13 protein-coding genes are annotated in these 14,274 nt (G+C 65.8%); 9 read left to right on the forward strand and 4 right to left on the reverse strand.

Annotated elements, in window-relative coordinates; all coding sequences use genetic code 11:
- The first annotated feature begins 6 nt into the window (after positions 1 to 6).
- The 8 genes from BGI01S_RS15700 to BGI01S_RS15725 all read left to right on the forward strand — a co-directional run bounded on the left by BGI01S_RS15700 (position 7) and on the right by BGI01S_RS15725 (position 5,655).
- Positions 7 to 1,395 (forward strand): hypothetical protein, encoded by a 1,389-nt coding sequence (locus BGI01S_RS15700; protein WP_042326716.1) that lies wholly within the window; start codon positions 7 to 9, stop codon positions 1,393 to 1,395.
- Positions 1,396 to 1,599: 204 nt separating this feature from the next.
- Positions 1,600 to 1,908, forward strand: a complete 309-nt coding sequence (locus BGI01S_RS15705; RefSeq protein ID WP_042326718.1) for a hypothetical protein — start codon at positions 1,600 to 1,602, stop codon at positions 1,906 to 1,908.
- A gap of 191 nt (positions 1,909 to 2,099) precedes the next feature.
- A complete protein-coding gene (locus BGI01S_RS30575; protein ID WP_167335652.1) occupies positions 2,100 to 2,258 on the forward strand; it encodes a hypothetical protein in 159 nt (52 codons plus the stop codon).
- Positions 2,259 to 2,328: 70 nt separating this feature from the next.
- A complete protein-coding gene (locus BGI01S_RS30220) occupies positions 2,329 to 2,652 on the forward strand; it encodes a hypothetical protein (protein ID WP_157004185.1) in 324 nt (107 codons plus the stop codon).
- A 46-nt stretch (positions 2,653 to 2,698) separates the two neighbouring features.
- A complete protein-coding gene (locus BGI01S_RS15710; RefSeq protein ID WP_042326719.1) occupies positions 2,699 to 2,998 on the forward strand; it encodes a hypothetical protein in 300 nt (99 codons plus the stop codon).
- A 109-nt stretch (positions 2,999 to 3,107) separates the two neighbouring features.
- The gene (locus BGI01S_RS15715) at positions 3,108 to 4,061 is read left to right on the forward strand and encodes a 3-hydroxyacyl-CoA dehydrogenase family protein (RefSeq protein WP_174447409.1); all 954 of its coding nucleotides are present in this window, start codon (positions 3,108 to 3,110) and stop codon (positions 4,059 to 4,061) included.
- Between the two features lie 362 nt (positions 4,062 to 4,423).
- Entirely contained in the window at positions 4,424 to 5,035 is a 612-nt protein-coding gene (locus tag BGI01S_RS15720) for a flavin reductase family protein (protein WP_042326720.1), read from the forward strand.
- Between the two features lie 185 nt (positions 5,036 to 5,220).
- Positions 5,221 to 5,655, forward strand: a complete 435-nt coding sequence (locus BGI01S_RS15725) for a cupin domain-containing protein (RefSeq protein ID WP_042326722.1) — start codon at positions 5,221 to 5,223, stop codon at positions 5,653 to 5,655.
- A 119-nt stretch (positions 5,656 to 5,774) separates the two neighbouring features.
- Here BGI01S_RS15725 and BGI01S_RS15730 read toward each other — a convergent pair whose 3' ends face one another.
- Positions 5,775 to 7,295 carry a polyhydroxyalkanoate depolymerase gene (locus BGI01S_RS15730; RefSeq protein ID WP_084585378.1) on the reverse strand — a complete coding sequence of 507 codons (1,521 nt, stop codon included), beginning with the start codon at positions 7,293 to 7,295 and terminating at the stop codon, positions 5,775 to 5,777.
- A 220-nt stretch (positions 7,296 to 7,515) separates the two neighbouring features.
- Between BGI01S_RS15730 and BGI01S_RS15735 the strand changes: the two genes are divergently transcribed.
- Complete coding sequence (locus tag BGI01S_RS15735) at positions 7,516 to 8,169, forward strand: glutathione S-transferase family protein (RefSeq protein WP_042326724.1); 654 nt, start codon at positions 7,516 to 7,518, stop codon at positions 8,167 to 8,169.
- Positions 8,170 to 8,330: 161 nt separating this feature from the next.
- On the opposite strand, the gene BGI01S_RS15740 is transcribed toward BGI01S_RS15735, so the two are convergent.
- The 3 genes from BGI01S_RS15740 to BGI01S_RS15750 form a co-directional block, all read right to left on the reverse strand.
- Positions 8,331 to 10,304 carry a methyl-accepting chemotaxis protein gene (locus BGI01S_RS15740; RefSeq protein ID WP_042326725.1) on the reverse strand — a complete coding sequence of 658 codons (1,974 nt, stop codon included), beginning with the start codon at positions 10,302 to 10,304 and terminating at the stop codon, positions 8,331 to 8,333.
- A gap of 170 nt (positions 10,305 to 10,474) precedes the next feature.
- Entirely contained in the window at positions 10,475 to 13,183 is a 2,709-nt protein-coding gene (locus BGI01S_RS15745) for a heavy metal translocating P-type ATPase (RefSeq protein WP_042326727.1), read from the reverse strand.
- A gap of 149 nt (positions 13,184 to 13,332) precedes the next feature.
- Entirely contained in the window at positions 13,333 to 13,998 is a 666-nt protein-coding gene (locus BGI01S_RS15750; RefSeq protein ID WP_042326729.1) for an FMN-binding negative transcriptional regulator, read from the reverse strand.
- Positions 13,999 to 14,274: the final 276 nt, after the last annotated feature.

The following is a 14,274-nucleotide window of genomic DNA, read 5'->3' on the forward strand; positions in this document are numbered from 1 at the left end:
TTCTCTATGGCAGATTCCGTAGCAACCAGGCAGTCCCGGCCTCCGCGTGTCGCTTCGAAAAAGCGGCGCCAGGCCACCGTCTCGAGTGACACCGAAAACAAACTGGCGCGCGCCGCGCGCTCGGCACAACGCCTCGCGCAACTGAGCAGCGCATCCCGCGACGACAGCACCCTCGACCTGTTCCCCGACGATCCCACCCGCGCCACGCTGGAAGCGATGAACATCGACATCCGGCAAGGCACGCTGCATGGCTTTGAGTTACCCGATGTGGTGCTGGCGGCGGTCGGCGCGATCGATGCCGGCGACGGCGTGCTGCTCGACGCGAAGGCTGCGCGTCGCGCGCCTCGCAGCGTCAGGGCCGACGAGCCGGTGCCCGTCAACGCGCAGTTGAGCGGGCTCGAAATCGAGCCGGCGATGCCGGCTTTCCCTGCTGGCGAGCAAGCGGCTGCCGCGGATGCTGCGGGTGCGAAGCCGCCCGCGCAAGTGGCCTTCGATGCCGGTGAGAAACCGGCGGCGTCGGCACGCGAAACGGCTGCACCGCCTACGTCCGCGATGGCGGCGGCGACGGTTGCGCGCAGTGTGACCGCGCTGCGTCAGGCGGCCGAACCCGCGGCGGGTGACTCGGTGGCGTCGTCGAAGCTGGGGGGAAGCAGGCCGGCGCCGCAGCGCTTCGCCGCGACTTTCGCGAAGGCAGCGACGGCTTCGCGCGAAGCGGCCGCGACGGGAAGCGAGACGGCGGCGGGTAAGTCTGCCGAAGGCACTCCGGTGAAAGCAGGTGCCGCGGAGACCGGTTCGGCCGACGCTACCGAACCGGGCGAGCCTGCGAGCCCCAAGGCGGACGCGAAGCCGTTGACCAATGTGTCCGCGTCCACGTCCGCCGCCGAGGCTAACGCCGCATTCGCCACGCCCTGGCGGGAGGCGCCGCGCGCCGAAGCGGCGGCCGCCGCGCTGCGTGCCGCGCCGGAACTCGATCGCGCACGGGCCACGGCCTTTGCCGATACCGTCGACGCGTTATACGGCGTGATCGCCGATCAGCGCCGCGCAGCGACCGATCATTCGCGTCGCATGAAGTGGATGCTGTCGATCGTGGTGGGCGCGCTGCTGGCGACGGTGGCGATCGGCATCACGCAGACTTTGCTCCTGATGCGCCTCACGCGCGAGACCACGGCGCAACAGCAGCGCATCGAACAGATGATGCAAAACCAGCAGGCGGCCATGGCGAGTTTGCTCGACACGCACATCGCGGTGGCCAACGCGGCGGCGGCCAATGGCGCCACCGCGGCTGCGACGACGCCCGCCGCGAATCAAGCCGCCGCAACCGCAACGACGGCCCGCGGCAAGCGCGGCGCGCGAGCATTGCATGAGTACGGGGCGAAAGCCGGTAGCCCGGGCTGATCGGCCGACACCGCCGCGCCGGCGCCAGCCGGTAGCGGCGGCTTGCTTCTACAACCCACATCACCGTTCCCGTCTCGCCGGATAGGCGCCGTAAGGCACTCGCCCGCCGCCCCCCGCTTCGCAACCCCACTCGGCGTTTTACACTCCCCCCTGCTGTTGCGAAGCCGGACCGGATACGCCAGCGCATCTTCTGACGGAGCCACCATGCCGACCAGCGAGCACAAATATTCCATCGACGAACTGCTGGGCGCGCTGCTGCGCGATCAGGGCATCCACGAAGGCCATTGGGCGTTGAACATCGAGTTTTCGGCGACCGGGGCGACCGTCAAACCCCAGGACGATCCCACACGGACGTTGCCGGGTTTGATCGTGTCCGTGAATAGCGCGACGTTGCTGTGTGCGGACAGCGCCGCAGCCGGCGCTGTGGACGCAGCTGTCGTCAATCCGCGCAAAGCCGCGCCGCGCGCCAAACCGGCGCGGAACCGGAAGCCTGTTTCGACCACCCTGCAATAGCCAATACTTTCGACCCTGGATCTGTGAAAACGGGGACGTTGTCGGGATGCAACGCACCATCCCCGGAAAAAGCTGCGGCATCACACCACACCCGAAAAATTGCTGCATTGCACTAGCTTTTGCCTAGGGAAAACCCTATACTTAGCCTTAAGGGAAAATCCTAGTAATGCAGCAACCAACCGGGAGTCGCCATGAGCTTCATTTTTGCACTGTTCCAAAAGGTCAGCGACCTCTTTGCGTCGCCCCACCTGCCGATGGATTCGGACTATTCGTACGAAGCGCGTAGCCGCGAATCCGAACGTATGCGCCGCGCGCAAGCTACGTTGTTTGGCGTCAAGCTGACCGACTAAAAGCCAGGCAGTACTGTCCTGAGCGCGGAGCACCGCGCGGGGACGCGCACTTCGGGTGCGCATCGCATGATTGAAGCCACTGTTCGCGAAACGCGTGCCGTGGCTTTTTGTTTTTGGCGAGTCGGGCGGAACCGCGCCTCTTGCCAAATATTTCTCCGACGAAATGAGTGTAACGGCGGCTGACATCCAGCCGACACCTCCGGCGCTCGATCGTCGGCGCAGACCTTTACTGACGGGGCGCAAGCGTGAAAACGACGCGCCGCCATCCGGCCCCTTCAGTGAAATGCCCGCTTACAAGTGCTCACGTCTTCATGCGGTTTGCGCCGCTAAAGTTGGTTTCAAGCGTACGGCGTCGGGTTCGAACCCGAACACGCAGTTCGAAGATGAAGGTTGACGAACACGCACGCTGGCTTGAAACAACACTTTGACGGGAGATCACTATGAAAACCTTTAACAAGACTTCGCGTTCGATCATTGCAACCCTGCTCGCTGGCGGCGCGTTGCTCGCGGCCGGCAGCGCCATCGCCCAGGAACGGGTGGTGGTCGGGAACGGCTACGGCCCGGCGGTGTACGGGCAGCCGCACATGATGCCGGTGGGTTTGTCGATCAACATCGGCTGGCACGGCGATCGTTACTACGACGGCCACCGTTACTGGGACCACGACGACTGGATGCGCAATCATCCGCACGACCGCGATCCGCGTCATCACGACGACCATCGCGGGCCGCATCACGGCTAATGCGTGCATGACGACGCCGCGCCCCGCGGCGTGAAGTCCACAAAGCCGGTCCTTCCTCGCGGAAGACCGGCTTTGTCACGTTCGGGCTTGCAAACAGGTGCGCTGCGCTATGCTTCAAGGCTTTTATCGACGGCAGCGGGAGAGCGGCGTGAGCAAGGCAACTATTGGTGTAGTGGGCACGGGGTTGATGGGCGTCGGCATTGCGACGCAAAGCGCGCTGCACGGCTACAGGACGATCGTGCATGACGTCGATCCGGCGCGCCTCGCGAGCGTCGCGCCAAAAGCGGAAGCGGTGCTGGACGAATTGATCGACGCCGGACGCATCGACGCGACGGCTAAACACGCGGCGCTCGCGCGCATCGAAACGCATGCGCAGCTCGCCGTGATGGCGTCGGCGCAATTCGTGATCGAGGCGATTCCCGAGGTGCTCGAACTGAAGCATCGGCTGTATGCGGCGCTGACCGCGCTGCTCGCCGACGACGCGATTCTCGCGAGCAACACGAGCGGCTTTCCTCCCGATCAACTGGTCGCGCCGCTGCGCGCGAAAGAGCGCTTTGTGATCGCGCATTTCTGGAATCCGCCGCACATGATCCCGCTCGTCGAAGTCGTGCCGGGCACGGCGACCGCGCCGGAAGTGACGCAACGAACCGCCGATCTGATGAGCGCGATCGGCATGGAGCCGGTGGTGCTGGCGAAGGCGATTCCGGGTTTCGTCGGTAACCGCTTGCAGTTCGCGGTGTTGCGCGAGGCGTTGAACATCGTGCGTTCGGGCGCGGCGACGCCGGATGTGGTCGACCGGGTGATGAAGGCGTCGCTGGGTCGCCGTTGGGGGATCGTCGGGCCGCTCGAAGGCGCGGACATGGGCGGGCTCGATACCTTCCTCGATATCGCCTCGCATCTGATGCCGGAACTCGCCAAAGATGAAGACGTGCTGGACCTGCTGCGCGAGAAGGTCGAGGCGGGGCGCGTCGGCATACGCAGCGGCGCGGGGTTCTATGATTGGGACGACGCGCATCTGGCGCAGGTCAAGGAAGGACGCAAGCGCGTGATCAGCCGGGGCTGAGCTTGCGTGATGCGACGCGGTGCACGCTGAGGCACGCTCGATGCGTTTGCATGCGTATGTCCGCAGCGTGCGCTGCGTGCCTGAACGTGAACGAATGTGGCAAAGGTGAATGTGGCCGGAGACAAACGGGCGCGTCCGAACACCTCCGTTTTCGCGCGTCGCAGAGGGCTCTGCGAAGGCGCCCCGAAGTGTCGCCACGGCGTCGCGAAAGAGCCACCAAAGCATCACCGAAGCATTGCCACCGCGCCGCTATCCTGAAAGCGGCGCGTCACACGCGACGCTGCAAGACGTCGGCAGCAGCGCCCGCCACTCTGCGGTATAACTAGCCACTCCGCGTCACCCGTCAATTACAACGCCACCCTATGTCCCACTACTTCTACGATCCCGCCGCCGGCCACGGTCTGCCGCACGACCCGTTCAAGGCCATCGTCGCGCCGCGTCTGATCGGCTGGATTTCTTCGCGCGACGCCGAGGGCACGTTGAACCTCGCGCCGTATAGTTTCTTCGGCGCATTCGCCACCTTCCCGCCGATCATCGGTTTCTGCAGCGAAGGCCGCAAGGACAGCGTCAGCAACATCGAAGCCACCGGCGAATTCGTCTGGAATCTCGCGACCCGGCCGCTCGCCGAGCAGATGAACCGTTCGTCTGCGCCGGTCGCGCCGCACGTCGACGAATTCGAACTCGCCGGCTTGACGCCCGCGCCCGGGCGCAACGTCGCGGTACCGCACGTCGCCGAATCGCCGGCCGCGCTGGAATGCAAGCTGCTGCAAGTGGTGCGTCTGCACGCGCTCGACGGCACGCCGATGGACAACTATCTGTCGCTCGGCCAGGTGGTCGGCGTGCACATCAACGAGGCCTATCTGAAAGAAGGCCTGTTCGACACGCAAGCCGCCCAGCCGATCATGCGTGCCGGCTATCGCGCCGACTACGCGCAAATCGGCGAGATGTTCCAGATGTTCCGGCCGACCGCCTGACAACAGCCGGACGTCTGAAGTACGCCGAACCGCGCCGTGCAATGCGGCGCGGCATCTATCGCATCATGTCTCCCGACGCGCCCACACGGGCAAAACCAGCGCCGCCGAACTGGCCTGCTTGATGCTTGCAACCGACGCTCCAACGCATCGTTTCAACCGCCGGCTCACTCTCCTGGAGCGCGATCATGTCCACCGAATTCACCACGCAATTCAGCCATGTCCGTCCGCAAGACACGTCCTACGTGGATCAGGGCTTACGCGACTTTTTTCTGTACCGCGATCTCGGCATCGCGCAGGCGACCGGCGGCAAGGTGCTCGCGCAACTCGTCAAGGCGAATCACGCACCAGAGCAAGGCACCGGCTGGCACCGTCATGAGGCCGACTTCCACATTGTGATCATGCTGAAGGGCTGGGCGCGCTTCATGTACGGCGACAAGGAGACGCTCGTCGCCGCCGGCGACTGTGTGCATCAGGCGCCGGGCATCGTGCACTATCTGTTCGATTACTCGGAAGACATGGAGTACATCGAGATCGTGTCGCCGGCCGATTTCAAATCGATCGAAGTCGAAGGGCCGTGTGAAGTACCGGCGGTGAAGCCGTGGAAGAGTGTGACCGCTTGATCGCGATGGAAGACGGCATCGGCGGCGTGGGGTAGCCGCCAGTAGTGCACGACGTACAGGCGCGTGCACCACGCCATGCACATCAGACAAGCGCGGCGAACAAGCCCCCTCCCAGGCCATTAACTCGCCGATGGTCGTCTGCGCGGCACTCGCGCCGCTGCTGGTTTTGCCCCGGTAGCCGTGCCGGCGGCAGTAGGGGCAGCAACACCGCCTTCGCCCTTGCCGTCCCCGCCAGCAGCGCCAACCCGATTCGCACCAACCCCCACCGGCTGTGTGTCGACTTCAACTCCCAATTCCACATCGACCACCGCGGCAGCCGCCGGCGACGCTACCGCCACTTCAGCCGCACTCGCCGCAGGCATCCACACCGGCTGAATCGTGCGCGCCCGCGAACTTACCAGCACCGCACGCGGCTCGTTGTCGTAAATCACCGCCCGCACGCGCGGGTAAATGTGCCGCTCCCAGCGACGTCCGTTGAACACGCCGTAGTGCCCGACGCCGGTCTGCACGTGATGCGTCTTCAGATACGGCCGTAGCTTGTCGCACATGTCCTGTGCGGCGAGGGTCTGCCCGACCGCACAGATATCATCCTTCTCGCCCTCGACGGTGAGCAACGCGGTCCGGCGAATCTTCGACGGGTCCACCAGGCGCCCCTCCACTTCAAGTGCGCGCAACGGCAGCGCGTGCCGCTGAAACACCGTGTCGACGGTCTCCAGATAGAAGTCAGCGGTCAGGTCCATCGTCGCAAAGTATTCTTCGTAGAACGTGTGAATTGCATCGGCTTTCGCCGGATCGCCCTTCGCGCGCTCGTAGTACATCGTTTCGAACGAGTCGACGTGGCGCGCGAGATTCATCGACATGAACGCGCTCAACTGCATGAAGCCCGGATACACGCGACGATGCGCGCCCGCGAACCCGAACGGCACCGCGCTGATCAGATTCTGCTCGAACCACTCGATCGGCTTGCTCTTCGCCAGCTCGTTGACGCGCGTCGGATTGATGCGCGTATCGAGCGGCCCGGCCATCAGGATCATGCTGGCTGGCTGGTCGGGATGATCGTCGGCGGCCATCAGCGCGACCGCCGCGAGCGCGGCGACGGTCGGCTGACACACCGCCAGCAGGTGCGAGCCCGGCCCAATCTTCTCCGTGAAGTCGATCACGTGCTGCACGAATTCGTTGAAGCCGAAGCGGCCCTGGCTCAGCGGCACGTCGCGCGGATTGTGCCAATCGGTGATGTACACGTCGTGGTCGGCCAGCATCGTGCGCACAGTGCCCCGCAGCAGCGTCGCAAAGTGACCCGACATCGGCGCGAGCACCAGCACGCGCGGCTGCGGCGTCGACGGCGTGATCTCCTTGCGGAAATGCAGCAGCGAACAGAACGGCGTGTGCGCGATGATTTCTTCGACGACGTCCACCTGCCTGCCTTCCGTCACCACGCTGTCGATGCCGAACGGCGGACGCACGGGCGTGAGTCCGGCCAGCGTCAACAGTTCGCAGGCCGCGCGCAGCGAGCGGCCGTGCGACGTGTCGCCGAACGCGGGCCATGCGTCGAGAGAATGCTTCATCAGTGCCGCGCCGTGCCGCATTGGCAACATCATGTCGGCGCAGGCCTGGTATGCAGGGTATGCGAACAGGTTCATAACCTTCGCACGAATGCAGAAAAAGGAAGGAGCCCGAATAGAGGCAAGTCATGTGCCATGCATGCCTGTTGACGGGCCCGACTGCGCGTGCACGTTGGCATAGCATTTGCGCGAGTCGGTACAACGGGCCGAAAGTGCCGCGCTTTGGTGCGTGCGCGCACGGCGGCGTGCATGCCTGGGTTCAGGCGTCGGCCGGGCGCGTCATCTGGAGGAGAAACGTATGGCGAATACCACGCTCACTATCAGCAGCAAGAATTATTCGTCGTGGTCGCTGCGCGGCTGGCTGCTGACGAAGTTCAGCGGCTTGCCGTTCGAAGAGATCGTCATGCCGATCGACGATCCCGCCGCACGCGCCGAACTTCTGCTGTTGTCGCCGTCGATTCTCGTGCCGTGCCTGGTGCACGACGGCATCGAGATCTGGGACACGCTCGCGATCGCGGAGTATCTGAACGAAGTGAAACCCGAAGCCGCGCTGTTGCCGAAGGACATTCGCGCGCGAGCGCATTGCCGCGCGATTTGCGGCGAGATGCATTCGGGCTTCGCTTCGCTGCGCTCGGCATTGCCGATGAACCTCAAGGCGCATTTTCCGGGCTTCAAGGTGTGGGCACGCGCGCAATCGGATATCGACCGGATCGTAACGATCTGGGGCGAGTGCCTGCAACGCTACGGCGGACCGTTCCTGTTTGGTGAGCGCACCGCGGCGGACGCGATGTACGCGCCGGTCGTGACGCGTTTCGTGACCTATGACGTGAAGCTCGATCCGGAGATCGTCGAATACGGGCAGCGGATCGTCGCGCTGCCTGAAATGCAGCAGTGGATCGCCGACGCGCAGCGGGAAGTGGAAGAGATCGACGAGTTGGACGTCGAATTTTGATGACGCTTCGTTGAGCGCGCTGTGATCGCGTGAGCCTGGGCGAGAAGCGCATCGACTGCGATGACGTAAGCGTAGCCGGAGCGGTAACGGGTACCGCGCCGCGCTCCACGCCGCTCAACCTGTCATCGAAACGGCCACAAAAGAAACGGCCACAGAAACCGTCACTCCCGCCCGCGTTCAAGCTTGAACACGCTGACCACTTGCGCCAAACGCGCGGCCTGCTCGCGCAACTCGGCCGCGGCGAGTTCCGCTTCGCCGACGATCGTCGCGTTCTGCTGGGTCGCCTCGCCGATCTGCGTGACGGCGAGGTTGACCTGTTCGATGCCGCCCGATTGCTCGCGCGACGCCACGTTGATTTCGCTCATGATGGCGCGCACCTGACCGACCTGAGAGACGATGCCCTGCATTGTCGCGCTGGCTTCTTCGGCAATCCGGAAACCGCTTTCGACCGTGGTCGCCGAACTCGCGATCAGGCTTTCGATTTCCTTCACCGCCGCCGCGCTGCGTTGCGCGAGCGCGCGCACTTCCGAGGCCACGACCGCGAAGCCTTTGCCGTGCTCGCCCGCGCGTGCGGCTTCGACGGCGGCGTTCAGCGCGAGGATGTTGGTCTGGAACGCGATGCCTTCGATCACCGTCGTGATCTCCGCGATCTTCTGCGACGAGCGGCTGATCTCGCCCATCGTCGACACCACCCGTTCGACCGCGCGGCCGCCTTCGAGCGCGGCATCGGCCGCGCGCGTGACGAGCGTGTTGGCTTGCGTCGCGTGAGCCGCGTTTTGCTGCACGGTCGACGTGATCTGCTCCATGCTGGCCGCGGTTTCTTCGAGGCTGCTTGCCTGGGTCGCGATGCGCGCGGCAATGTGGCCGCTGCCGGCGGCGATCTTCTCGGTGCCCTCCGACATATCCGTCGACGCGTTGCGCACCTGCGAAACGATGCGCGCGAGGCCTTCGCCGATGCCGTCGATCGACTGCATCAGGCGGCCGATTTCGTCGGCGCGCGTGTGGCCGTGCTGCGCGACGCGCACGCTCAGATCGCCCGATGCGAAACGCTCGGAGGCTTTCGCCGCTTCGTCGAGCGGGCGGCTCACGAGACGGCGCACCGCGATCAGGAACACGACCGCGAACACGCCGACCAGCACGAGGCCGAGCAGCAGGAAGCGATTGCGTGTGGCGACGACGTCGGCCATCACCTCGTCGCGCGGCGCGACGCCGCCCACCAGCCATTGCCACTCCGGCACGGTGACGAACGACACGAGCTTGTCGCGCGCGTCGTGCTCGCCGAGCGTCGCGTCGGTGGAGCGGTAGTCGAGCTGGCCGTGCTGCATGTCGAGCATGCGTTGATACGGCGCGTTCGCATCGTCGGCCTTCTGGCCGGCGGCGGCCGGATGCACGATCAGCTTGCCGCGCTCCGCGCCTTTCGACGCGTCGAGCACGAAGTAATAACCGCTCGCGCCTATCTTCAGATTGCGAATGCCGTCTTCGACCGACTGGATCTCCTGGTCCACGTTCACGCCGACGAACAGCGCGCCGATCACGCGGCCGCTCGCGTCCGTAATCGGCCGGTATTGCGTGATCAAACGTTTGCCAAACAGCGCGGCCAGTCCCGTGTAGGAGCGGTTCGCGAGCAGCGGCGCGTACGCCGGCCCCTTGCGGTCGAGCAGCGTGCCGATCGCGCGCGAGCCGTCCTGCTTCTTCAGCGAGGTCGTCACGCGCACGAAGTCGTCGCCGCTGCGCGCGAACACGGTGGCCACGGCGCCGCTGCGTTCGAGAAACTGGTCGGGGATCGTGAAGTCCAGATTCAGCACCTTGTCGCCGGCCTTGATGGTCGGTGTCGCCACGCCGCCGATGTCGACCTTCTGCGTGTCGTCGAGCGAGTAGTCGGCGGGCAGGAAGCTCGCGAACAGCGCCATCGAACGATCGACTTCGGCGGACAGCGCCTTGTCGAACAACGTGATCATCGCGGCGATCGAGCGGTCCTTTTCGGCGATGCGTTCGAGCACCTGATCGCGAACCTGCGCGCCCGCGGCGCGCGTGAGCGCCCAGGTAAACGCGGCGAAAAGCAACGCTACCAGCACGCACGAAAGAACGGCGAGCCGAGCGCCGACGCTGGCGCGGCGCAAGAAGAGAATGTCCATGGATAGTCGCGGAGTAAGGGGGACAAGCGAAAGCGCCAGCCGTGTGTGGGCATGGCCAGCGTCGTTGTCTGGTTTACGGCTGCGACTGCGGAGACCTTTAGGGCCGTTGAAAGTGGTTCGTAATGAGTGCGGTGCGGAAGGGGGCTCGCCCGAAGTCCGGCGCGCTTCTTCTACCGTACCTGACGTCCAGGCGCGCCGCGCCACGTGCGCAACAGCAACGCATTGGTGACCACGCTGACGCTCGAAAACGCCATCGCCGCGCCGGCAAGCATCGGATTCAGCAAGCCGAAGGCGGCCAGCGGAATCCCGATCAGGTTATAGACGAACGCCCAGAACAGGTTTTGCTGGATCTTGCGCCAGGTCTTACGCGAGATGTCGATGGCATCGGCCACGAGCGCCGGGTCGCCGCGCATCAGCGTGATGCCGGCGGCGTGCATCGCGACGTCCGTGCCGGTCGCCATCGCGATGCCGATGTCGGCGGCGGCGAGCGCGGGGGCGTCGTTGATGCCGTCGCCCGCCATCGCGACGATGCCCGCATGGCGAATCTTCAGGTCGCGGATCACCCGTGCCTTGTCGTCCGGCAGCACCTCGGCGTGGAATTCGTCGATGCCGAGCGCATGGGCGACGCTCGCCGCGCTGCCGCGGTTGTCGCCGGTGACGAGCACGCTGCGAATGCCCATTTGCGCAAGCCGTTCGATGGCGGCGCGCGCTGTTGGTTTGATTGTGTCGCCGAAAGCGATCAGCGCGAGCGCTTTCGGTGCTTGCGGGTCGCGTTGCATCAGCCAGGAGACGGTGTTGCCGGCGGCTTCGAGTTCGTGAGCGCGCGCGGCGAGTGCGGGCGGCAACGCGATGCCGAGTTCGTCGAGCCAGCGCGTGCTGCCGAGCGCGAGCGTGCGGCCATCGATGTCCGCTTCGACGCCTCGGCCGGCCATTGCGCGCGCGGCGGTGGCTTGGCGAACAAGTGGGTGAGCGGGTGTCGTCGCGGGGTTGTCAATGGTCGGTGACGTGGCGGCAGGAGCCGCTGCAATTTGCGCTGCCGTCGTTGCGATCACTGGCGTGTGCGCGTTGCGCGTCTCAGCCGTCGCCGCGTCATACGCCTTCACCACCGCCTGCGCCAACGGATGATCGCTGTGCCGCTGCACGGCGGCGGCCAGCGCCAGCGCCTCGTCGCGACCCATCCCGCCGATCGGCTCGAACGCCGTCATCGACGGCTGGCCGAGCGTCAGCGTGCCGGTCTTGTCGAACGCGACGATCGTCACCCGATGCGCGGTCTCCAGCGCCTCGGCGTCCTTGATCAGCACGCCGTGCCGCGCGGCGACGCCGGTGCCGGCCATGATCGCCGCCGGCGTCGCCAGCCCGAGCGCGCACGGGCAGGCGATCACCAGCACGGCCACCGCGTTCAGCAGCGCGGTCTCGCCGCCCGCGCCGGCGAGCAGCCAGCCGATCAGCGTGAGCAACGCGATCGCCAGGATCGCCGGTACGAAGATTTCGCTGACCCGGTCGACCAGCCGCTGGATCGGCGCCTTTTCCGCCTGCGCGCTTTCGACGAGGCGAATGATCCGCGCGAGCGTCGTTTCCGCGCCGATCGCGGTGGTCGTGACGGCAATCGCGCCTTCGCCGTTGATCGAGCCGGCCGTGACGTGGTCGGCCGGCTGCTTCGGCACGGGCAGGCTTTCGCCGGTGATCAGCGATTCGTCGATGTGCGTGCGGCCTTCGAGCACCGCGCCGTCGACCGGCACGCGTTCGCCCGGCCGCACGATCACCACCGTGCCGACCCGCACCTGCGCGAGCGCTACGTCGCGCTCGGCAGTGTCGGCGCCGCCGCCGACGCGGATGCGCGCGCGCTCCGGACGCAGCGCGTTGAGCGCGCGGATCGCGTCGGTGGTCTGGCGCTTCGCGCGCGCTTCGAGCCATTTGCCGAAGCGCACCAGCGTGATCACGACCGCCGACGCTTCGAAATACAGATGCATCACATCGCCCGGATGCGACGCGAGTTCGTACGCGCTGATGCCATACGCCGCCGACGTGCCGAGCGCCACCAGCAGGTCCATGTTGCCCGCGCCCGCGCGCACGGCCCGATAAGCCGCGCGATAGAAGCGCGCGCCGAACACGAACTGCACGATCGACGCGAGGCCGAATTGCAGCCACGGCGACGGCATCGCGTGCACGCCGAACCATTCGCCGACCATCGGCACGACGAGCGGCAATGTCAGCGCGGCGCAGAGGAGCACGGCCGCGAGTTCGCGGCGCGCCTGGACGCGTTTAAGGTCGAGGGCGGGGGCGGCTGTGGGTGCGGTGGCGTCGGTCGCGGCCGAGGTGAGGGTTTCGGGCGGCGCGATCAAGCTCGCTTCATAGCCGGCTTTGCGGACGGCGGCGATCAACGCGTCCGGGTCGGAAGCTGCGCCGCTCAGGTCGACGGAGGCGGTTTCGGTCGCGAGGTTGACGGACGCACGTGTGACGCCCGGCACTTTGGCGAGCGCCTTCTCGACCCGCATCACGCAGGACGCGCAGGTCATGCCACCGATCGCCAGCTCCGTGGTTTGCGGTGGCGCTTCAGCCGGCGTCGCGTCTGTAGCTGTGTCCGCGCGTGCGAGCAACGTGGCGTCATACCCCGCCTTGCGCACGGCCTCGGCAAGCGCTCGGGGATCGACAGTCGCATCGCTTTCGACACGCGCGCGCTCAGTGGCAAGATTCACCGACGCGCGCACAACGCCCGGCACTTTGGCCAACGCCCTCTCGACGCGCATCGCGCACGACGCGCAAGTCATCCCGCCGATATCGAGTTCGTCGAAGCGGTCGGAAGCGGAAGCAGGAGCGGAGGCGGAAGCGGCAACAGAGGCAACATCGGCCGCGCGCCGCGGGTTGGCAAGGTCGGTCATGGTCGGCAGGCTCGTGGCGGCATTGGCCGCATCGTGAATCCAGTATCGACCTTCCCACGACGGGAAAGTCAAGGACCGGCGATGCGGCGGTCTTTCCTGACGCGGCGGTCGACACGGCGGGCCGCCGACCCGCCGTCGCAAGCGTTCGCTCAGAAAGCCGGCGGCGCGTCCAGCATCGCCTGGCCGACGGCCTGCTGTTGATCGCCGGCGCGCGCGAGCAGCGTATCGGCCGCGCCGCGCCGGTCGGCGGCTTCCTTGTTCTGGCCGAGCTTCCACTTGCCGACCAGCCGCGTCACCTCGATCTCGATCCCGACGATCGCGCCGAGCATCTGCGTGATGTAGTCGGCGGGCGCGTCGCCCATTTTCCACGGCGCCGCTTCGCCGGCTTCCATCTTGCGGGTGAGCCGCGCGACGAGACCGCGCACGAACGGCTCGTCGTCACGCACGACGATCCGGCCATGCGCATGCACCACCATGTAGTTGTAGGTCGGCACCTGCCGATGCGTTTCATGCTTGCTCGGATACCAGCTCGGCGAGATATACGCGGCGGGGCCCTGGAAGATCACCAGCGCGTCGGGATGCGTGGCGGCTTCCTGCCAGACCGGATTGGCGCGGGCGACATGCGCGCGCAGGATGCAGCGGGCGCGAGGCGCCGAAGCCTCGCGGCCTTCCGGGGCAAACTCCGCCTCGAATGGCAAATGATTCGCGTCGAGCCCGTTCGGGCCGTTCGTAATCAGCGCGCCGAACGGCTGCTCGGCGATCAGGCGGTGGAGAACCTCTGGACGGTTCTCTTCGAAATGGGCGGGCATATACATTGAAGCGCTCCAAAGACGAAAGGGGCGAAAAGGCCAAAGGCCAAAAAGGCAAAGCGTGCCGTCGAGTCGGAAAGCGGCGCGAGCCGGGACGAATGTGATTAAAAACGTCAACCGTACATTAAATAGACTTCGTCCTCGCGTTATAAAACGTTATCGCTGCCTTTGCGCTTGCCTGGTAAGCAAGGATACGATACAACCCGATGTTGTCGGCATCGCGAACTGCGGTCTGGCTGCGCTGGGCTTTGGGAGACCACGCATGGCAGGTATCGCTGAGCA

The sequence above is a fragment of the Paraburkholderia ginsengisoli NBRC 100965 genome, assembly GCF_000739735.1.
Taxonomy (GTDB): Bacteria; Pseudomonadota; Gammaproteobacteria; order Burkholderiales; family Burkholderiaceae; genus Paraburkholderia; species Paraburkholderia ginsengisoli.